Origin of the sequence: Vibrio injensis, assembly GCF_001895205.1 — a bacterium.
Lineage (GTDB): Bacteria > Pseudomonadota > Gammaproteobacteria > Enterobacterales > Vibrionaceae > Vibrio > Vibrio injensis.
Genome location: NZ_BDJF01000006.1, coordinates 375,380 through 398,011 on the forward strand (window position 1 = coordinate 375,380; position 22,632 = coordinate 398,011).

At 44.5% G+C, this 22,632-nt stretch carries 16 protein-coding genes; 4 read left to right on the plus strand and 12 right to left on the minus strand.

Translation table 11 applies throughout. The features are described 5' to 3' along the window. Positions 1-2: 2 nt before the first annotated feature. The 5 genes from BSR11_RS01835 to BSR11_RS01860 all read right to left on the minus strand — a co-directional run bounded on the left by BSR11_RS01835 (position 3) and on the right by BSR11_RS01860 (position 7,005). Entirely contained in the window at positions 3-3,416 is a 3,414-nt protein-coding gene (locus tag BSR11_RS01835; protein ID WP_072668796.1) for an ExeM/NucH family extracellular endonuclease, read from the minus strand. A gap of 24 nt (positions 3,417-3,440) precedes the next feature. Next, complete coding sequence (locus tag BSR11_RS01840) at positions 3,441-4,544, minus strand: porin family protein (protein WP_072668797.1); 1,104 nt, start codon at positions 4,542-4,544, stop codon at positions 3,441-3,443. 412 nt (positions 4,545-4,956) lie between these two features. Further along, complete coding sequence (locus BSR11_RS01850) at positions 4,957-5,625, minus strand: ChrR family anti-sigma-E factor (protein ID WP_072668799.1); 669 nt, start codon at positions 5,623-5,625, stop codon at positions 4,957-4,959. Further along, positions 5,622-6,206, minus strand: a complete 585-nt coding sequence (locus BSR11_RS01855; RefSeq protein WP_072668800.1) for an RNA polymerase sigma factor — start codon at positions 6,204-6,206, stop codon at positions 5,622-5,624. Before BSR11_RS01855 ends, BSR11_RS01850 begins: the two co-directional genes overlap by 4 nt. Positions 6,207-6,408: 202 nt before the next feature. Further along, the gene (locus tag BSR11_RS01860) at positions 6,409-7,005 is read right to left on the minus strand and encodes an LON peptidase substrate-binding domain-containing protein (protein WP_072668801.1); all 597 of its coding nucleotides are present in this window, start codon (positions 7,003-7,005) and stop codon (positions 6,409-6,411) included. Positions 7,006-7,330: 325 nt separating this feature from the next. On the opposite strand from BSR11_RS01860, the gene BSR11_RS01865 reads away from it, so the two are divergent. Further along, positions 7,331-8,137, plus strand: a complete 807-nt coding sequence (locus BSR11_RS01865) for a nucleoside-specific channel-forming Tsx family protein (protein WP_072668802.1) — start codon at positions 7,331-7,333, stop codon at positions 8,135-8,137. A gap of 163 nt (positions 8,138-8,300) precedes the next feature. On the opposite strand, the gene BSR11_RS01870 is transcribed toward BSR11_RS01865, so the two are convergent. Continuing rightward, positions 8,301-10,292 carry a bifunctional metallophosphatase/5'-nucleotidase gene (locus BSR11_RS01870; RefSeq protein ID WP_072668803.1) on the minus strand — a complete coding sequence of 664 codons (1,992 nt, stop codon included), beginning with the start codon at positions 10,290-10,292 and terminating at the stop codon, positions 8,301-8,303. 229 nt (positions 10,293-10,521) lie between these two features. On the opposite strand from BSR11_RS01870, the gene panE reads away from it, so the two are divergent. Then, positions 10,522-11,409, plus strand: a complete 888-nt coding sequence (gene panE / locus BSR11_RS01875) for a 2-dehydropantoate 2-reductase (protein WP_072668804.1) — start codon at positions 10,522-10,524, stop codon at positions 11,407-11,409. Beyond that, complete coding sequence (locus BSR11_RS01880; RefSeq protein WP_072668805.1) at positions 11,409-12,008, plus strand: DJ-1 family glyoxalase III; 600 nt, start codon at positions 11,409-11,411, stop codon at positions 12,006-12,008. The genes panE and BSR11_RS01880 overlap by 1 nt, the downstream gene beginning before the upstream one ends. A 2-nt stretch (positions 12,009-12,010) precedes the next feature. Here the strand turns inward: BSR11_RS01880 and csdE are convergent, their stop codons facing one another. From csdE to BSR11_RS01900, 4 genes are all read right to left on the minus strand, one after another. Next, complete coding sequence (gene csdE / locus BSR11_RS01885; protein WP_072668806.1) at positions 12,011-12,442, minus strand: cysteine desulfurase sulfur acceptor subunit CsdE; 432 nt, start codon at positions 12,440-12,442, stop codon at positions 12,011-12,013. Between the two features lie 75 nt (positions 12,443-12,517). Continuing rightward, positions 12,518-13,327, minus strand: a complete 810-nt coding sequence (tcdA, locus tag BSR11_RS01890) for a tRNA cyclic N6-threonylcarbamoyladenosine(37) synthase TcdA (protein ID WP_072668807.1) — start codon at positions 13,325-13,327, stop codon at positions 12,518-12,520. Between the two features lie 87 nt (positions 13,328-13,414). Then, positions 13,415-14,518, minus strand: a complete 1,104-nt coding sequence (mltA, locus tag BSR11_RS01895) for a murein transglycosylase A (RefSeq protein ID WP_072668808.1) — start codon at positions 14,516-14,518, stop codon at positions 13,415-13,417. A gap of 71 nt (positions 14,519-14,589) precedes the next feature. Continuing rightward, positions 14,590-14,997 carry a DUF2850 domain-containing protein gene (locus BSR11_RS01900; RefSeq protein WP_072668809.1) on the minus strand — a complete coding sequence of 136 codons (408 nt, stop codon included), beginning with the start codon at positions 14,995-14,997 and terminating at the stop codon, positions 14,590-14,592. 240 nt (positions 14,998-15,237) lie between these two features. Between BSR11_RS01900 and argA the strand changes: the two genes are divergently transcribed. Next, entirely contained in the window at positions 15,238-16,575 is a 1,338-nt protein-coding gene (gene argA / locus BSR11_RS01905) for an amino-acid N-acetyltransferase (RefSeq protein ID WP_072668810.1), read from the plus strand. Positions 16,576-16,821: 246 nt separating this feature from the next. Here the strand turns inward: argA and recD are convergent, their stop codons facing one another. Together recD and recB are read right to left on the minus strand one after the other, a co-directional pair. Beyond that, a complete protein-coding gene (gene recD, locus BSR11_RS01915) occupies positions 16,822-18,966 on the minus strand; it encodes an exodeoxyribonuclease V subunit alpha (protein ID WP_072668812.1) in 2,145 nt (714 codons plus the stop codon). Then, positions 18,963-22,577: an exodeoxyribonuclease V subunit beta gene (gene recB, locus BSR11_RS01920; RefSeq protein WP_072668813.1), complete on the minus strand. Its 3,615-nt coding sequence runs from the start codon at positions 22,575-22,577 to the stop codon at positions 18,963-18,965. Before recB ends, recD begins: the two co-directional genes overlap by 4 nt. Between the last annotated feature and the right edge of the window lie 55 nt (positions 22,578-22,632).

A 22,632-nucleotide genomic window follows, 5' to 3' on the forward strand; every position in this document is an offset into this window, starting at 1 on the left:
GTTTATTGAGTACGACGGCGTAACCAACCAGCCAAGCCGATTAACATCAGTCCAACTAAACCTGTGCTGCCTGCTGAACCACCAGTACCATCATATTCTGGAATGACGCGATCCGGCTGTAATCCTTGCTGACGAGCAACTTTAATCGGTAAGCTAACCGAGCTTCCTTCAACGGTTTGCAGAGTGACTTTAGGAGCATCTCCACTACGCGTCACCACTTCTGTTGATTCTTCAATCACTTGACGAGTTAAGTGAACGTGAAGCGTATATTCCCCTGCCGGAATGCCAAACACACTAGCTTCGATCATTTGTTGGCCGTCTTTGGTTAATATTGGCTGTGGAATACGCGCTAATTGTGGTTCGCGTAAACCGTCAAATGTTAATATTACCGTATCTCCTTTTTTCGCATCAGCAGGGATCGCTAATGGAATATCGATACGACTATTATTAATCGTCACTACAACTGGCTGATTACCATCACGTTCACCGACTTTATAGTCAAGGACTAATAACACAGGATCATGATCCGAAGATCGATAATGAGTGATATTCATTCGACCATTATTATCATGATGGAAGTTTTGCCAGTGACTGCCTTTATGAGGACGTCCATTATTTTGCTTACTATAGTCATACAGTGGTGATTCAATACTGTTGATACGCCAGTCAATCGCATCAACTAAACGATGACGTAATGATGGTGAAATCAACGCATGATCAAGTGAACCTAGCTCATCGTTAAATGAGTAACTCCAGCTCTTTGGACGATCAAATTTCTCGTCTTTATAAGGTACGGCATTGATATAACCAAAGGTACGATCAATACGAATACCACTTAAATCACTAAACTGTGGACGTTTGCCAATATAAGTATCTTGACCAGCATAAAGCGCTTTACCGGTTGGGTTAGAGGTTAGCACCAACATCGGATCTTCCATAGCGTAAGAGTTTAAGTCGCCTAAAATCACCTTATCACCTGGAATTTTATCGAGCTGCTTACCTAATTCATAAGCGGCGGCAACCCGAAAATGCTCACACTGCCCTTGGAAATCAAGGTCTGGTAGGCTATCACCGGGTTTAAAGTTAGGGAAACTTTCCCATCCTCGCCAATCATCAATACAGTTCGATCCCTTAGATTTGAAGTGATTAGCCGATACCGTTAAACGCTTACCCGTATTATGAACCATAAAAGTGGCCGTTAAAGCATCACGTTGCTGAGCTCGACCACTACTAATAGGCCGACCTTGTGAGTCTAGGTACACTTCCCCAGTTTCTGGATTGGTAATTGATGGTGCATTTTGATTTGGTAATTCAATGACTTGGCTATCAATCAAGGTCACTTTATTGGGACGATAAATAATAGCGTTGGTAATGGCATCCGTACCAATATGATCATTATGATCAAAGACTAAATCGTTATTAGAATCGATGGCAATGAAACTATAGCGATTATGAATCGAATCACGGAAATGACGATGCGTATAGCGATCACGAGTGTATTTTTTATTGAGCTCATCCACTAATTGAGCAATCGCTGAACGCGTACCAAATCCGTTATTTTCCATTTCTAACAAACCGACGATATCTGCATCCATACGATACAAAGCTTCAACTATCTTGGCTTGTTGTAACTCAAACTCTTCCATATCAAAGGCACCACGGTTAGTACCATGGCGGTTTGGATCACCCGTAAAAGGTGAGTTGAAATAGTTCAATACGTTTTTAGAACCAACAACTAACGGAAAACGACCTTGCTCATGACGTTGATAACGGTATCGATCAATCTGATTTTGATTACCATTCTCTGGAATTTTATTCAGATGTAAACTCTGTAACTGCCCATCAATATTAATTTGATATTCTGGATAGTTAGTACGTCGGATATCGTTACGCTTGAAGTTTTTATTGGTTACTGTGGTATCAGACTCTGGGATCACGAGGCGGTATTCACCACGAGTAAACACCAGCATGCCGGTAATATCCATCACACTGTCATTAACTAAGATGGCATTACGATTTGGGTTGTCTTTAAATTCAGGGAAATACGGAATCTCGCCATCTGGCGCTTGACGATCACTCTCAACAAAGACACGTCGACGTTGGTTCTCTTTAGCTTGTTCTTGAGAGGCATCACTACCTGCAACATGCAGTTGGTTTGGCTGCATATTGACACGTTCATAAGCCAACACCATATTTTGTCTAAACGAACCGAAGTCAAAGCTAAACGTACGAGTGACACGCATATCTTGCGTTCCCTCTTCAAGTGGATTGACATCTTTCGGTAGCTTAATCAGCATTCCTTCATGGCGCTCAAGAGTACGGCTAAAATCTAAACGACGATCATCACCATCCCCGATATAATCACTGTCATGAACTTGTAGAGGGGTCACTCTTGGAATGTTTCCAGTACTAATCACATCATAATTAGTAATGAAGTTATTCGGTGTGCCACTAGCTAAAAGACGAGTCATGCCAAAATATTCTTGAACATGCGCTTCAAAACAAATTTCTTTACCTATGTCTTCTGGTGACATACTCGCGGTATCCATACGGACAAAAATACCATCCGAACCAGCTCGGTCACCCGCTAATTTATCTTGTAAATACACACCTCGCCAATCTCCCACACCTTTAGAAAACTGCGCTATCACGCCAGTAATTTTATAAGGTTTAGAGCTCCAAAAACCGCTATCTACATAAGGCGATGAATCGCCTTCGCCTTGAATCTGACGGATAGTTTTGCTTTCGGCATTGGAGGTATCGCAAACACCAGGCACTGGTGGTGGTTCTGGCAATTCACTGGCATTTTCACCATATAATGTTCGGTCGCCAAGCCCAACAAATGTGAAAGGCTGGTACTCATGCCAATCTGTTGATCTCCACTCTTGCTGCGGAGCTATATCGGGTAATCGATGGAAAGTGCGGCGATATCCCCAACCATTAGTACTATTATTGGTTCCTGGTATCGGTTGAGATAACCCCACAACATCATGAATATTGGCTTCTGCGACTGCAGCATCATTAGTTATGATGGTCGCGATGAAAACCTTATCATCCCCATTGAAAGGAAGGTTATGGGTTTTGGTGATGGCTGTTGAGTCAATGGCGTTTTTCAGATCATTGCTGGCACTTCCATTATAAACGACTAACGCTTGTTTAGGTTGTAGGGTTAATCCATTTAAAACATCGGCCAAGTTAAATAGCGGCCCACCCGCATTTGTTGCTCCAACGGTATACAGCGCGGTATTTTCAAAAGTGTGAGCCGTCGTTTCACTGGTATTAAGAATTTCAATCGCTTTATCATTGCCCATTCCCATCACATAACGAGAAATCACAATATCATTAATATCTGCCCAAGCGGATGCACTCAGCGTCAACGCAATAGAGGCAGTTAAAGTTTTTAATTGGGTATTCATATTCTTTGCTGTCCTTGCTGAAGACTAGAAAAAGATTCTGGCTTTGGCGTAGCTCTCATAATGAGCCTCACCAATATTGGCTTCTAACTCAATCACGGCTGAGCGTGATGGTTTGTAACGAACGCCCACCGTTTGCCAAGTGCGGCTCGCGCCCCAGCTATCCCAACGATCTTGATGTTCATCCCAGTACTGATCAAACTTATCCCAGCTTTGATACTTTTCGTAGTTGACCGAACCAATCAGATCCCATTGTGGAGTCAAGCTATACTGAACGGAGATTAAACCGCCTTGGTTTTTAAGCTGCTCATAGTTGTTAAACTGATACACAGCAGGCTTATCACCAACAGCTTCTTTAATTAATGTACGTCGCTGAGCTTCATCTTGATATTCAATAAAACCATTGACGCCGAGCAGGATATTGTCTGATAAGGCATAGCGAAGGCCGATACCGTAGAGAGTTTTCTCCCCCAAACGAGATTCACCACCAGAGCCATTACGCTTTTCTGCACCTAAAACAATAGAAAGTGGGTCTGAGAAATAGCCCACATAGCCGTTAACTAAGTTGCCTAACGCCGCCCCAGATGAACTTTCAGCTCGGTAGCTGTAAGAAAGGCCAACGCGAATCAAATCAAAATAATGCCCTTCATATTTAATCGTCCGTGATTGATCCCCCGCTTCTTGAGTTTCAACGCCGCCTTCAATGGTTAAGTCACCAAACGCATCGTAATCATCAAAAGCGGTATCATTAAGACCAATTTCAATATTATGCTGAGGAGATAGGCGGTAACCTAGCCAAGCTTTATCAACCTCTGTGACCATATCACCACTACCATTGGGCCAATTTTCACGCACATAATCGATCTCTAAACGATAATGAATTCCAGATACTTGTCCCTTGGCACCTAACGTTGCCAACGTATCATCAATAAACGATTCATCACCATTAAACTGATTAAACTTAGCTTTATTACCAAAATATCCACCAACACCAACTTCTCCAAACACATCCATATAATCACCATTATCGGCGCTATAAATTCGAGCGGCGTGGCTCGTTGCCGATAATGCTAAAAACACGGCGGACAGCGCTAAAGGCAACGCTGATTTTCGAGAATGTATTACTCGCATGCCATTTTCCTTGCTATAAGTCATCTTGATTGCTTAACGTGAGATTAATCACAACAGCTTGTAATATTAACTCAATCAATGTTTTGGTTTTGTGACAACAAACACGATAGAGTAAAAACTCAAGTTGCAAATAAATAATTGACAAAAAATAAACCAATAAAATACATGTGGTTAAAATGCTATTCTCATCATTAACGCTAAAGAACACTTAACAAAGATTTGAATCCGCTCTCATAACCAAGCGATTTCGTGACTATTGGCAAACGTTTGCCATTGATTAGATTGGTTTTTATCAAGAAAAAATCAAAAAAGAGAGATTGCTTCAATAAACAACATGAAGTGCAAATAAAAAGCCCATAGGTATAAACCTATGGGCTGAAACATGAAGGGTCGACGCTAACAAATCGCTCGTTTAGGGATACATGCCTTTGCCAAATAAATTAAACACTCGCGCGACACCTTGAGTGAAGATCATCGGCTCAGTGAGGATGGCTAAACATAAGCAATCTTGCCCAGCATCGGTTCGTGGGGCATGGCAAATAGAAGCGTCACGTTGGATAAAATCGCCGACCTCATAATGCCCCCCTTCATCACGGAAACCACCATGCAAAACCAAAGTAGATTCGATGCCCTTGTGGGTGTGTTGTGGCACACTCACCGCTTGATTGATATACATGAGGCTCATCCGCACCTTATCTTCGCTGTGCAAAGGAAGCGAGTAAACCTTACCACCAAAATTTCGCCATTTAGTGTCAGCAGGGATCAAACGTCGTAGAGCCGTAGGAATCGCAATCACTTTGCCATTAACCTTAATGGTCACCGGTAAAGACTCAGAGACCAATACTGGCGCACTTGGCACTGGGGTTGTAATAATCTCTGCCAGCATGCCACTCCAATCATCACTGGATAACTCTTGCTCTAGCGCAATCAGTTGCTCACCCTGCTGATCTTCAAATTTTTTAACCACCTGACGACAGTGAGCACACTGCTCAAGGTGTGTCGCTAAAGCGATCCCATGACAAGCATCAACATTGCCTTGGGCATACGCTTCAAGTAATGATAATTCGGGATGATAACTCATAACGGCTCCGCATCGATCGAGGTTCTTAGTTTTTCTACAGCTAACCGTAGACGTGATTTGACAGTCCCAAGAGGAATATCAAACATTTCCGCGACTTGTTGGTGCGGTAAATCTTCCAAATAAACAGCTCTTACGACTTTTTGCTGTGACTCTGGCAGTAAATCGAGAAACTTAACCACCTGCTCTTTCAGTCTTTCATGCTCTGGTGAATAGTGGTCAATTAAATCTGGTGGACAGTAATCCGTCGGCCAAATGTCATCAGCAAGTACATGTAGCTCCCTGCCTTTTTGCTTACGCATTAAGTCGTAGCAGAGATTACGAGCTATCGTGTAGATCCAGGTAGACAGTGAGCTTTTCTGGCTATCAAACAAATGCGATTTTTGCCATAACGCCGCCATGGTCTCTTGAACAATTTCCATCGCAACCTGCTCATTGCCTAACTGCTTAATCACAAACTGCTTTAGACGAGGAGAAAAAAAGTGGAAAACCACACCAAAAGCGGCTTTATCCTGTTGCTGCACCTTTTCCATACAATCCGCCCAATCATCACGGGTAAAGGTTTGTGGATTTTGACTCGTCATAGGATACCTGTCCTTGCAAAACCTTGGCTTGAGATGTCTCCCCCAATAATAGATGCTACGTAAGAGAAACTATCGTGGATCACTTACTGGCAATAGGAAGATTTCAATACCTAGAGAAAGATTGATTATATACCCAAATGACTGAAACGGGCAGATAAGCCAACGTTCGAACAGATATAATCACTCGGTTTCGACTTTCTCACTACCGCCCTTCGCCAGAACAATCGTTATAAATTTCAATCTTTTGTGTAAGAAAAGATAAGGCAGGATGGCAGTTGTCGTGATCCACTAGACCTTCCCATTGAGTTTTCGACAGCGGTAAAATCTCTAACCAGCGCTGGGCTACCCAACTGGCATCATCAAAAAATCGATGTGAATAAAGTTGCCCCACTTGCGGAAACTGTTGATAAATTTGCTGTAACTGCTCACTCAACAATAGATGCTGCTCAGATAGCGGGGCCGTCGGCCAATTGGTTAACCAACGAACCGTCGCTTTGCGTAATCCATCCGACTCACTACGTACTTGTTCAATAAAAAAACGCTTAGTGCCAACAACGGTGATCCCTAATAAACCATCGTCTAAGGTTTCAAAATCGACAATTTTAACCCAAGTACCGAGGTACGAAAGCTGGTGACGTTTGGCGGCAGATTTATTATCCAATAAACAGACACCAAACCCGCTATTGGCTTTGCTGCATTCCGCAATCATTCGTTTGTATCTAGGTTCAAAAATGCGCAACTTCATTTTACCTTCCGGCAATACGATCGAACTTAACGGAAAAAGCATAATTTCTTGCATTATTCCTCCCTCTATTGTTACTGATGCTTCTCCTGTTTACGAAACAGACAGCCAAGGGATCACTTACCGATTTTGTTGCTTTTGTGAATGGTTTAAAAAATATAACCAAAGGCAATAATAAGACTTACACCTCAATAAAAATGCAAACCAATGTAACAAGAATGATTTGATGAATAAAAATAAAATAGTGTGATGAATATCAACATAAACAATTAGTTTTGCACTCTCTATCACTTTTAATTGAGAAATTTGTCGCTATTATGCTCGGCAATTAGCAAGGACAACATTCAGCCTTGTAAGTTCACTCAACAAAGAGAGTTCCCCTATGCGTAAATCACTTTTAGCTCTTGGCCTCATGGCTGCTACTTCTGCTCCTGTTATCGCGGCTGATTATTCTGACGGCGATATCCATAAAAACGATTATAAATGGATGCAGTTTAACTTGATGGGTGCATTCAACGAACTACCAGGTAAATCGAGCCACGATTACTTAGAGATGGAATTTGGCGGTCGCTCTGGCATTTTTGACCTGTATGGTTATGTCGACGTATTCAATTTGACCAGTAATCCAAGTAGCGACAAAGCTGATAAGCAAGCAAAAATATTTATGAAGTTTGCGCCGCGTATGTCTCTTGACGCATTAACCGGTAAAGATCTCTCTTTTGGTCCAGTACAAGAGCTATACGTAGCGAGCGAAATTACTTGGGATGGAGTTAATACAACAGACACTACATTTGGTGTCAACCAACAAAAAATCGGTTTAGGCTCAGATGTAATGGTGCCATGGTTAGGAAAAGTTGGATTAAATATATATGGTAATTATGATTCTAATCATAAGGATTGGAATGGTTTCCAAATTTCAACTAACTGGTTTAAACCTTTCTACTTTTTTGACAATGGCTCATTTGTCTCTTACCAAGGTTACATCGATTACCAATTTGGCATGAAAGATGAGTACAGCGCAGAAAGCAGCGGTGGCGCGATGTTTAACGGCATCTACTGGCATTCCGATCGCTTCGCGGTTGGTTACGGCCTAAAAGGCTATAAAACTATTTATGGACTTGAAGATGGCGGCTTTGCGGGTAAAACGACTGGCGTTAGCCACTACGTAGCCGTCACCTACAAATTCTAATCATTTATTATTCAATACCATGTAAGGGAGAAGCTTTTGCTTCTCCCTTTTTTATTGAGTCATACTGATTTCTTTGACAGTATCGAGTAAAAATGAAAAAGCGGTTCTTCATCTAAAGAACCGCCTTAATAATCACAAATGTTTGCTTAACCCAAGATAACGATTAATTAACTCGATTCAAGGTCACGACTGGGTAATCCAGCGCTTCTAATACTGGCTGTTGTTCAGCAATGTATTTCACTACGGCGCGTGCATCGGTATTACACAGCACGTTATCCGCTTTGCAGTTAAGCTCATGGCCTTGATAACGTACTTGATAACGCCCAGCGACTTCTTCAATGTGACTGACAGGGAAAGCGGTCAAGTTACCATCGACATAAGCAAAATCGACTCGACCAGATTGCTCTTTTTGCGCTTCAAATAATGGTGTCCAACCATCATTACCAGTCGCGTTGTAGCTATTCATCGCCACATTGTAGATTTTATTATCCTCTAATGGGCTCCAGATTGGCTCATTCAATGTACCGGTATTAACTTCAATTAAACTGAGAGTCCCTGCTTGGTGTTGAACCGTTTCATCAAACACATAACGCAAGTTACCGCCGTATGGAAATTTCCCTGCATGGGCAGTAGGCGGCAATGTTTCACTGACGGTTTTCGCGATCAACGCTTTAATCACCGAACCTTTCACTGGCACGATCGACATAAAGTTAGCAAAAGGCAACATTTCTAACGTCACGTCCCCTTCACGGTATTCCCCTTCAGCAATATTGGTGCGAATGCCACCGGCTCCGGTCAGTGCGAAGTCAGCTTTCATTCCTGTCAATTGCACCACTTCATCGCTCGCCGCCCAATAATATTGTCCCAATGCGACAATCGGTGCAACGCGAGAGCCGTGTTGATCAGAGTTATTATCACCTGGACGTCGAGCGTGGCGAATTTCCTGTGGCACATTGGCGATCACGTCCCCATACGCTTCCTCAACGGCAGGCTTGTATTGGCTATCGATATGAGCACGCAGTGCAGCTTCTTCGGCAGCTACCGCAATATTACGCTGACGCTCAATAAAACGGAGTGCTTTACTGCGTTCATCGTCGCTAAAGGCACTCTCTTGCTGACGATTAGCCTGATGGTAAAACTCATCGTTGGTCAGCAAGGTATTATGGCCAGCACATGAAATCAGTTCGCCGTCACTGTCAAACGCGACCGTCGTTTTACCAATCGCTTGAGCAAACTCTCCGGCTTGAACGACACAGGTTTTGCTGGTGCCATTCGGGTTAGTGACTAGCTGAGCATAAATACCGTTATTACCCAAACCTAGATTGGTAAAATCGCCCAATAGTGAGTGAGAGTGACCACCAACAATCAAATCAATCCCATTTACTTTACTGGCAATGTCTAAATCAATCGCATTACCAACGTGGGTCACGGCAATGATGTTCTTAATGCCCAAGGCTTGCAGTTCATCAACGGTCGCTTGAGCAGATTCAACCATATCAAAAAATTGGATGTCTCCAGTATTCGGTGCAATATTTGGCATATCATCCAGTGCTAATCCGAAAACCCCCACCAACGGTTTATCAGTTGGTAGTTGGCTCATATCATCAAAACGCTGTTTCGCATAACCATCGAACGCATACACAACGTACGGCTTTAGATTGGTTTGATCTTTTAAATCTTTATCTAAACTGGCATCAATATTAGCGGCAAGAACAGGGAAGTTGATCCGATCTAAAAATGCATTCAGTTTTTGGTTATTTAAATCAAATTCATGGTTACCTAGCGCCATGGCATCGATACCCATTCGGCTCAGAATATCCGCATTCATTAGGCCTTCATTCAATTTAAAGTACGCGCTCCCCTGCCACGCATCGCCACCATGCAAAAACAGCATGCTTTGATTATTTTTCTCAGCTTGTTCACGGTAGGTATTGGCTTTAGATAAAATACGCGGATGACCACCAAATTCGTTGTACACACGTTGTTGATTAATATAAAAACTTGATCGAACCGCATCAAAACTGGAATGTGTGTCATTAATATGGGCAATGGTCAGTTCAAAAGCCACTTGCTCGGCATTGTCTTTATCCGTTTGACTGCATCCTAATAATGCAAGAGCGATAGTACTGGCGAGTATGGCACGATTAAATCGCATAAATTTATTTCCTTATTTTGCTTAAAGTCACAGAGCCGCTGTAATTTACCGGAAAAAACATTAAAATTCCGTGATATCGCGGGAATTATTTAGTTCAACTATTCTATTCAAGGATTGAATAAATGATTGATTAACTCACCAGCGCGGCTTGCCGATTCGTTTTTTTTATCGCCATCATCGGCTACCATAAACAAACAAGCATAATCCGCCCTAACTACAGGTAAACTTGATGAATATCGTTATATTAGGCCCTGGTGCAATCGGACGTTTATGGGCTTATCAATTGCATAAAGCCGGCCATCAAGTCGCCTTATGGGGAACCCAACCTGCCGGAGAATATTGCCTTATTCAGGATGAGCTAGCGCCGATCACTCTCGCTTATAATCAACCAGCGACTCTTGAACACGCTGACTTACTGCTCGTTTGTGTTAAAGCGTGGCAAGTAGGAACCGCCTTGCTTCCTCTACTCGATAAGCTGGCTCCACAAACCATATTACTGTTTATTCATAATGGGATGGGGGCACTCGACACACTCACAGAGCGGCTCTCTGATTATCCACTACTGATGGCAACCACCACTCATGGGGCATTAAAACAGGGCGCACATCATGTCATGCACACCGGACAAGGCACCACCCAATTAGGCGCCGTCAACGCTCAAGGTGAGCGCTGTGATTTTTTGGTTGATGTTCTCAACCATGCTTTACCGCACGTTTTATGGACAGACAATATTCGCTATGCCTTATGGCACAAGCTCGCGATTAACTGTGTGATTAATCCACTTACAGCAATAGAGAACTGTCGCAATGGGCAATTAGCGAACGCTAACTATCGACCATTACTCAATCAGTTAATTAATGAACTGGTGGGAGTTATGCAAGCCGAACAAGTGCCAATCGAACCACAACAACTCACCGAATCTATTGATCGCGTTATCGAAGCAACAAGTCAAAATTACTCATCAATGCAACAAGATATTGCCCAGCAAAGACCAACCGAGATAGACTTTATTACTGGTTATGTCATAAAAAAAGCCGCTCAGCATGGTTTAACGGTTCCCCTGAACCAGCACCTTTATCAACAGGTTCATTCACTACAACAAGGTTGGATATCTTAATGACCAAACGCATATTAGTTCCCATCGCTCCCGGAACCGAAGAAATGGAAGCCGTGACCATTATTGATATTTTGGTTCGAGCGAATTACGACGTCGTGGTCGCTAGCGCGGATTTTTCAGGCCAACTAACGATGAAAGCCTCACGCGGCGTGACCTTAACAGCAGATTGTAAACTAGTGGATGTAGCAGATGAAGAATTTGCGGCGATCGTACTACCGGGAGGCCTTGGCGGAGCGGAAGTATTTCGCGACAGCACCTTACTACTGGAAATCGTCAAACAGCAGAAATACGATGGCCGTTTAGTCGCGGCGATTTGTGCCACACCAGCGGTGATGCTAGAGCATCATCAACTCTATCCAAAAGCGATCATGACTTGTCATCCCAGCTTGCAAGAACGTATCCCTGAGCAACGCTGGCGTAATCGCCGAGTGACCTTTGACGTTAATCACAATCTCTTAACCAGCCAAGGGCCAGGCACAGCATTGGAGTTTGCGATTGAAATTATTGCTCAGCTTTCAGGTAAACAAAAAGCCAAGGAGGTTGCGCTCCCCCTGATCCCTCTGCCGCAATTGCATTATGATAAACAGGAAGAAGCGTAGCCTTAGGCTATCTCGGTGCGTATTTTTTCCACTATGGCTTTAAGACCATTGCCACGAGAAGGACTGAGATGGCCAAGTAATCCCAAATCGGCAAAATACGCGTCCATATCAAAAGCCATTATCTGCTCAGCAGTTTTCGCATTTAATGCCGCTAAAACCACAGCAATCAAGCCGCGTACAATACGCGCATCGGAGTCAGCGCAAAACAACCAACCACCCTGCTCATCTTGCGCACTAACTAACCAGACCTGACTTTCACATCCCGCGACAACGGCTTGATCACTTTTTAAACGCTCCTCCATAACGGGCAATTGCTTACCCCAGAGGATCAGCTGTCGATAACGCGCTTCCCAACCTTGTAATGACTGCATGGTGGCAAGAATGTGCACATCAGTAATAGTGAAACCAAATGGATGGTTAGGCAAAGTGGACATCAATGATAAGCTCCGCAATGAATGATGAGGTAAACGTTTCGACGCTGCAGCAACTGACTCAATTGCTACAGAAATTTACGCTGAATGTTTCTGGATAAGTTTATCAATGATCCGCGCAACTGCGACAAAACCGAAGGTTGCCGTCACCACGGTTGCCGCGCCAAATCCAGTGGCACAATCCATACGCTTGGGTCCTTCCGCGCTTGATTTAGCGGCGCACACCGTGCCATCAGCTTGAGGATATTTAAGTTGCTCGGTAGAAAACACGCACTCAATAGCAAATTTACGTGCCGGATTCATTGGAAAATGATGATCACGACGCAAGCGATCTTTAAGCTTTTTCGCTAAAGGGTCTTGAATGGTTTTTGTTAAATCAGCCACTTTAATTTGTGTCGGATCGGTCTGACCACCTGCACCACCAATGGTAATCACCTTGATTTTATTGCGGCGGCAATAAGCCAACAGCGAGGCTTTAGCAGATAAGCTATCAATCGCATCTAATACATAATCCATACTGTCATTAAGGTACTGAGCTTGATTTTCAGCGTTGATAAAGTCATCAATCAAATTGACCTTACAATCAGGGTTGATCAATGTCACTCGTTCAGCCATGACCTCTATTTTGCTTTTACCTATCGTGCCCGTCATTGCATGGATTTGACGATTGATATTGGTCACGCAAACATCATCCATATCGATCAACGTCAGTTCGCCAACACCAGAGCGAGCGAGCGCTTCCACCGCCCACGAACCGACACCACCAATACCAATTACGCACACATGAGCGGCACGGAGGATCTCCACTTGTTTATCACCGTACAAGCGGCGAGTTCCGCCAAAACGCTGATTGTAATTGTCTGAGGCAGGCGTATCGAGTTCACGCATAACAAGCATCCACACTGTATAAAAGAGGCAAAAAGAAAGAGTGCGATTTATACGCACTCTTGATAAAAAAGTCTAGGCTGTGTCGTGTTATTGTCGTTTTTCAGGCGGCAACGCCCAAGGCGCTTGTGTCGCTGAGTTCTCTAACCCCAGCTTCCATACCCGGCCAAAGTGCTTATAATGCCCGGCTTCAATACCTGCGCGATACCCCATGCCATGATACAAATCGAGGTGATTTTGTTTCACAGCGCCGCCAGTATCAAGCACGATCAATAAACGCAATTGATGCACACCAGACCAGCTTCCATCAGCATTCAGTAACGGTACTTCAGCTAAAATAGGCGTACCCATGGGTAAAATAGTGCGATCCCCTGCTACCGCAGCCATCGGTAATAGAGGGATACCCGCGCTGCCGGTGACTGGAGCAGCAGCACTGGGGCGGAAAAAGACATAAGAAGGGTTTTGCTCTAATAACTCGCGTACCGTCGCCTCATCATTCGCTAGCACCCACTCTTTAATCGCTTTCAGCGACATTTTTTCTCGCGCGACTAACCCTCGTTCAATCAAGATGCGACCAATACTGACATAAGCTTTATTATTTTTTCCTGCATAGGCAAAGTATTCAAGCGTGTCATCATCTTCAAAATGAACAAAGCCACTACCTTGCACTTCCATAATAAATGGATCAATTAAGTTGGCCGCATAGCCAATTTCTAAGCCTTGCCCCGCTAAAGCCCCTGCGTAGATTTCCGCTCGGGTTGGGCAGTTATCACTACAATCTGGTAAAGCGTAAACCGGATAACGATAAACCTCATCGGCAGTATGACGCAGTTCCATCACTGGTGAAAAATAACCAGTAAACAAAACATTACCTCGTTTATCGCCGCCACCCATTTGCGCCGTTTGCACACCAAATTGTGCTAATTCTGCTGGGTCGCCGCTTTGCATCGCCCACTCATTGAGCTTTTCGTATAACGGCTGATAAATTGCAGCCATAGAAGGAGAGTTAGTGATCACTTGCTCACTTTGTGCGGCAAACTTAGAAAAATCACGCGGTGTATTCGAATGGAGTTGCTCAACCTGATTTAAAATATCAGGAAATTGCTCATCAAGATATTGTTGCGCGCGATCGGTCGGCTGGGCGCAACCAAACAGAAGCGCTAACGTAGCACAAGAAAGTAATCGTTTTATCACTGGGAGTTATCCATGTTGGGTTTCATCAAAAAGCATGACAAACTCCACAGTGAAGCGCAATGGCTGAATTGTTAACGAAGGTTTTTTTGATACTTTTCTGACAATTGAAACGTCGGATTATAATGCGCTTTAGAGACTAATCGCATTTCTGTGTATTGATCATTGAGCATCCGATACTCCATCTTTTGATCGCCGATATAAAAACTCAAATGCCGCCCGTTAAAGTCATAATGGGTTGTCACCATACGCCCATCGATCATGATCGCATCCGCTTGCACATAAATTCTTTGTGCGGCATACGGGGCGACATTCTGCTCAATCCACAATCCATAGATTTCACTTTTTGATGGTGAAAAAGAATCGGCTAAGCGATTAAATACTTGGCTGTACAGTAAAACCACCACCGAAACACCAAGCAGAACAGCGACAATTAATATTCGCTCTAACCATTTTTTATTACGAGTTGAATTCGTACTCACTTGCTTATCTCATCGTCAATGAGTGGCTCTTAATACTATCCCCATAAAAGCCCCTCTTATTACTCACAGCTCTTGGGGTAATTAGGTGTAAAACCATACAACCCATATCCCAAGAAATGACTAAATCTTTTCTTGACCAAATCTATCATAAAAAATCTCCATTTTATCGCTAAAACCGCTTGTTAAACATTGAATAAAAAGTCATTATTTGGACATATTTAAACACTTCGGTATGATAAAGTGAAAATTCGCAGCACAGCTCTAGTCAAAGGATTTAGACAATCCGCGCCTTATGTTAACGCTCATCGCGGTAAAACCATGGTGGTCATGATTGGCGGCGAGGCGATTGCAGATAAAAATTTCGCTAATATTATTAGCGACTTGGCTTTACTGCATAGCCTTGGTGTTAAAATAGTATTGGTTCATGGAGCAAGGCCACAAATCAATCAGATTTTGCAAGCCCAGCAGCGAACCACTCCTTACCATAAAGGTATTCGCGTGACTGACGAAGAAGCGTTAAGGTTGGTTATGCAAGCCGCTGGACAATTACAGTTAGCCATTACGGCTCAATTATCCATGAGTCTCAACAATACCCCAATGGCTGGCACCCAACTTAACGTCGTAAGTGGTAATTTTGTTATCTCTCAACCATTAGGTATAGACGATGGCGTCGATTATTGCCACAGTGGTCGTATTCGTCGTATCGATATTGATAGTATTAATCGTACTCTTGAGCATGGATCGATTGTTTTACTAGGCCCTATCGCCAGCTCAGTCACTGGTGAATGTTTTAATCTGCTATCCGAAGAGGTGGCAACTCAAGTCGCAATTCGCCTTAAAGCCGATAAGTTAATCGGTTTTTGCTCTGAACAGGGCATTATTGATGAACAGGGTAATGCCATTGCAGAGCTATTACCGAATGAAGTCGAACGTATCGTCGAGCGTTTAGAGTCATGCCCAGTTGCAAAAAGTGAAGACCCGACTGGTACGTTACGTTTTCTTCGCGCGGCAATTGCCGCTTGCCGCGCTGGTGTACCACGCAGCCATTTGATCAGCTATAAAGAAGATGGCGCACTGATTCAAGAATTGTTCTCTTTTGACGGTATTGGGACTCAAGTGGTGATGGCCAGTGCCGAACAGGTCCGTCAGGCAAGTATTGATGATATTGGTGGTATTTTTGATCTTATTCGGCCATTAGAAGAGCAAGGTATTCTCGTGCGCCGTTCTCGCGAACAACTCGAACAAGAAGTCCATAAATTTACCATCATTGAAAAAGACCGCTTACTGATCGGCTGCGCCGCTCTTTACCCCTATCCTGATGAAAAAATGGCAGAAATGGCTTGTGTGGCGATTCATCCTGAATATCGTGATGGCAATCGAGGGTTGCTATTACTCAACCATATGAAACATCAAGCAAAGCAAATGGGTATCCAACGTCTGTTTGTGTTAACCACTCACAGTTTGCATTGGTTTCGTGAGCAAGGCTTTATTGAAGTAGGAGTCGAATCTCTTCCTGTTGCTAAACAAAGTTTATACAACTACCAACGCCGCTCAAAAATTCTGGTGTTACGTTTGTAGTGGGTTGACCAGAAATACGTACGATAAAAAAAAGCAATAAGTTGCACATTTCTGGCGTATTAGGCTTACCCATCTGTGATGCAGATTGTGGATGGTAAGCCTATTGCTACACCCACACAACTTGGAGTTGCAGGTAGGCGGCAAGTGAGTGAGTCCCCATGAGCATAGATAGACTATGTGATTGGGGCGAACGAACGTAGCCAACACCCCTGCAGCTTCAAGTCGGAAGGGTATATCAATAGCGGATTAAGAAGCGGTTAACCTAGCCACTAAGCCACTGGCACGTTCCGTTTTTAACTGAATCCCACGCTTCATGGTGGATAAATCACTAAATAACATTAAACGCTTTTTGGCGCGCGTTACGCCAGTGTAAATCAACTCACGCGTTAATATCGGACTAAAATCTGGCGGTAAAATCAGCAAGGTTAAGTCAAATTCACTGCCCTGCGATTTATGTATCGTCATGGCATAAGCCGTTTCATGTTCAGGTACTCGACTCGGTAAAATCGCCTTTACGCTACCATCGGGTAATTCAAAATAGACTTTCAAACGAGGTTCGGCTTCACTCTTGTCCAGTATGCATAAACCAATATCGCCATTGTATAACCCTAAGCTGTGATCGTTACGAGTGACCATCACGGGTCGACCGTGATACCAAAGCTCATCTTGCACATCAATCAAGCGCCGCGCCGCCAGTGCTCGCTCAATACGTTGATTTAAGCCATTCACCCCAAAATCCCCTTCACGAACGGCGCACAACACGCGGCATTGATTGAAACACTCCAGCGCGGCTTTCGCTTGTTGCTCTTGAGTTTCTGTTGCCGGACTAGCCATCGCCAGTTCAAGGCGCTGCAAATAGCGGCCATATTCCTCCACCAGCGTTTTCAGCATCTGGTTATAATTTTCACTGTTTAATGCATGATGCGAGATATCGCTATAATCGCGCTTGAACACCTCATCTACCGCGCTCGGTTGGCCGCGATTAATGGCTTTAGCCAATTGACCGATACCAGAGCGCACATCAAAACGGTAACTTTTTTGCAGCATACATAAGCTGTCGGCAATCGGCGTGGCATTAACGGATGACAAAGCCAGTAGTCCTTCATAACCGGTTAGGGCGGCTAATCGTTCACTGTGCTGGCGACGGTATCCTTGAACTAAAAACGAACAGATATCCCCCAACACCGCCCCTGCTTCCACAGACGCTAATTGATCTTTATCGCCTAATAAAATTAATCGAGCGTGTTTGGGCAGTGCTTCGATCAGTTTTACCATCATAGGTAAATCGACCATCGACGCTTCATCGACAACCAAAATATCAAGGTGTAAAGGATTACGTTGATGATGACGAAATTCGACACTGTTCGGCATGGCTCCTAACAAACGATGCAAAGTGCTCGATTCGGTAGGAATGGCCGCTTTTAACTCTGGCTCAACCGCTAATTCAGCCACCGCCTTACCAATTGATTCGGTTAAGCGCGCCGCCGCTTTACCGGTTGGAGCAACCAGCTTAATAGTGGGGATTTTATCCTCTTGATCGGCTTGAGCAATTAGCGCGGCGAGTAATTTGGTCACTGTGGTGGTTTTACCTGTGCCCGGTCCGCCAGAGATCACCGCAAAGCGCCGGGTCAATGCCACCGCCGCTGCCACTTTTTGCCAATTAATACAAACCGACTGTGGGATCAAAGCCTCTAAGCAAGTGAGATCTTTTACTTGACGGGCACCGCTAATAGCAGCATCAATCGTGTTCCAATCTAGTTGTTGTGGGTTGACGACATCCAGAAAATCACACACCACTTGTTGACGAGTTAATGAATTAGCGCTTGCTGGCAATGCTTGTAGCTCGGCCAACAGTCTATGATATTGACGAGCAAATAAGTTATCGAGTAAGGCTTTTAGCTTTTGGACATCAGTAGGCTTTAAGCTCATCGGTGATCCAAAGCTAAGTAAGCGCTCGGCTAAGGTCAACTCATAGTGCCAATAACGGTGTAAATACAGACGTTGACCATCAAACATTAACGGAACCGCTTCCCCTTGCTGACCAACCAAATCAGAAGCTTGTAGAACTTTTAGCCAGTCTACGGCTTGTAACTGCTGATTGACGTGCAGCGCCGCATCGCCAAATAAACCTAACTTGGCACTAAAATCAGCCGCGGTCAGTAGCAAGGGCTCAGAAGCCGTCGGGTTTTCACGCCATAAGGGTAAACAAATATGTCCCTTAGCCAGCTCCACACTGACCACTCCGGCAATAAAACCCAGCACTTGGCTATCTTGTGCACCTAATTGAGCTTGGCTCTTTTCAGCAATAAAACGGCCAAATTGATAATCCAGTTGCCGTACTGTGCCTTGTTGTGCCAACTGCCGTAGTGTGTAGAGCAAAGAGTCACTCATAAATCTAACTCCATTTGTCCCACCTCTGTCGTGCGAGTTTCCAGTGTTTTACCATCAATTAATGCATCCATCTCGGTCAGTAATTCAAGGCTCGGCTTAGTAGAGAAAATACCGTGATCCGAATGACCATCAATACCACGTAAAAACAGATAATACACACCACCAAAGTGACGCTGATAATCATAATCAACCAGGCGGCTACGTAAAAAACGATGCAGCGCTAGCGCGTAAAGTTGATATTGTAAATCGTAGCGGTGCTCTATCATCGCCGCTTTTAAACGTTCGCCATGATAAGCGCTGATCTCATCGCCCAAATGATTAGACTTCCAATCTAATAAGTAATATTTACCTTGATGTTCAAACACTAAGTCAATAAACCCTTTGAGCATGCCTTGTACCGGATAAAAGCCGAGTTCGCTTGCTTTGGCAGATAAAGGATCATGACGCTGCACAACGCGATTGAGGCTCGGTGCGCTCAACACCTCAATCGGCAAAAGAAATTCCATTTCCACCAAACGTTGACTGGCATTTTTTTGATTTAAGCGTAATGCCTTACCATCGAGCGGGGTGGCTAAAACGGTATCCACCAACTGCTGCAACACAGGTAACCATTCCAGATCAATCTGCTCACGAGCCATGAGGTCGATGATTAAGCGTTGATTATCATCACTGCTGGCCGGTTGGGTAAATTCCACCACTTCAAACAAACTGTGCAAAAACGTTCCCGGCGCAGCACCACGCGGAAAACTAAAAATCGACCGTTCCGCGTTCGTCAACGGTGTGAGCCTCTGCTCATCGGCGGAATCAATATCAAAGCCTGCCACTTCCAAACTTGGTTCATGGTGAGCCGCTTTACTCGATTGCTTAACTAAACCAGAATAACTCGTCACCCGCCAATGACGATCAATATGACTTTGTAACGTGCGCGCGCTCAGTATCTCACTCTCTTTATCCATCACAGTGAAGACTTCTGCTCGCGCTGCTGGCGGCTCGCTAACAGTCACCTCAGCGTTACTTTGCGCATCGAGAGCCAAACGTAAATCGGCGATGCCTCCTGCCTGACCTTTTTGCAATAAATAACCAATGGCACTTAAATGAACCCCTGTCGGCTCTTTGCTCGACTGACCATTGCGCAGCGGCGCGATACCGATAAAACAGCCATAGACCGCACGCGTCAAGGCAACATAAATCAAACGCAGATCTTCTGCCAAGCGCTCTTTATCGGCTTGTTCAAGGGCGGCTTCACTGTCAGTGATATCGAGTATGGTTTGATCCTTTGCTGAGTCGTAGTATTTCGCTTCATTGGCTTTGCGATAGCTGGTCACGAAAGGTAAAAAGACCAAATTATACTCAAGGCCTTTCGACTTATGGATAGTAACAATTTGCACCAAGTTTTGTTCTGATTCCAAACGTTGGATCTGATCATCTTGACCCCCTAAACCATGCAGTGCATCGCTGATCCCCTGAGCTAACCAACGTAATAAGCCATGATCACTATCGATCTCTTGCCGAGCTTGCTGCAGCAACTCACCGATGTGCATAAAATCGGTGAGCAGACGCTCACCATTAGGCTCTGCTAACCAACGCTCCGCAATGTGTCGCTTGCTCATAACATTACGCAGCATAGGCAATACACCACGCTCCGCCCATAATTGACGATAGCCTTTGAACTCGTTAAGTACCTTATCCCAAACGATTTCATTGTTGTTTAACTCATCCAAACTCAGCGCATCCAGAGCAAATAAGGGCGATGCTAAACACGCGCGTAACGCCCGCTCATCGTCAGGGGTGATCACCGCTTGTAATAAGCGCTGCATATCTAACGCGACATCGCTACTAAGCACGCTATCTCGATTGGAAAGGTAAACGCTGGCAATGCCTTGCTCAGCAAGGGCTTGTTTGATCATCCGCCCTTCGCTGCCAGTGCGAACCAACACCGCAATATCACCAGCCTGAATCAGCTTTTGCCCATGCGCGGTTTTAAAATACGCTTGCTGATGCTGTGCGGCGGTTAAAATAGCTTGGATCTGACTTGCACACGCCTTAGCCATGCAGGATAAGTATTCCGTTTTTGGGATTGGTTTATCGGCCTCTTGCAGCCAATAGGTTAAGGCTGGTTGGCTGTGACCGTTGAGTAGCCATTGTCGCTTATCGGCGTTCGGGCTAGCGGCAACTGGCAAAAACGGAATGTCTTGATCATACATAAAAGGGCTAGTTGATGAGCTAAATAACTGGTTAACTGCGCTCACCATTTGTGCGCTAGAACGCCAGTTAGTGCCTAAGGTGTAATGGGCACTCACCTGCTGACGAGCTTTGATGTAGGTAAAGATATCCGCGCCCCGAAAGCCATAAATCGCCTGTTTCGGATCGCCAATCATTAATAAGCCACATTCGGCTTGTGGCAAATAGATGCGACTAAAAATGCTGTATTGCAGCGGATCGGTATCTTGAAACTCATCGATCATCGCCACCGGATATAATTGGCGAATTCGCTCGGTTAATTGTCCTGATTCATCTTGATCAATCGCCGCTGACAGTTGAGTTAACAGATCATCAAACGATAACCATTGCTTCTGCGCTTTGGCCTTCGCTAAGCGATGGCGACAATGGGCAATCGCATGAGCCAGCAACGGCGCATATAAGTCATTCGGCTGAGATAAAAAATCTTCAATCATGACAAACAAAGCATGCTGGGGTGGATTGCCCTTTTTCGATTTAGCGTTTAAGCCAGTTTGCGTGAATTCCGTTAGCTCATCGGGTAACAGCAATTGATGAGAGGTTTGATGCGCCCACTGAGTTAAAAAATCGACCCGCTTGAGCAGTGCTTTTTTCGTTGCGGCGTGCAAATCTGAGCCTTCAATACAAGGCGTGATATCTTGATGATGTTGCAACCATTGCTGCTTTAACTCCGCCACTCGAGCTAGGCACGTTTGATGCAGTGCGCTTAATTCTCCCTCCATCGCCTGAACCGATAAACTCAAGGGAGAGCCCGTTAAGTAGCCGCCAATTTTTTCTAATAACGCCTGTGGGGACGGCCATAAACGACGAACTTCCGCCGCCAACTCAAGCGACAATGGATAAAACTGGCGACGCCAATAATCGGCGACCACTTGCGCCTTTAAATCACTTTCATTGGTGATAAATTCATGGTTGAAACGGCTCCCTGATTCAAATGCATTTTGCGTCAGCATCCGCTGGCAAAAGCCGTGAATGGTGTACACCGCCGCTTCATCCATTTGTCGTTCAGCTTGCAACAAAACCTTGGCTGCCAAAATGTGATCGTCATAATCAGCCAACAGACCTTGAATGACAGGATCATCACTAGAGCCGCGCAAAAAAGCCAGTCGCGCTAGATGAATACGCTGACGAATACGATCGCGTAATTCTGCCGTGGCTGCTTCCGTAAACGTCACCACCAAAATTTGATCTACCGTCAGTGGCGTTGGGTGGCGAGTAGTGGCATCGCCATGCCCAAGCAATAAGCGTAAATATAAACCTGCAATGGTAAAGGTTTTTCCAGTGCCCGCTGACGCTTCAATCAATCGCGCGCCATGCAGTGGAAAAGTAAGGGGATCTAACGGTGTGACGACCGCTGACGATGTGCTACTCATAAGTCATTAACCTTTGAATGCTCTTGTGTGTCAAAGCACACCGATATAAGACTAA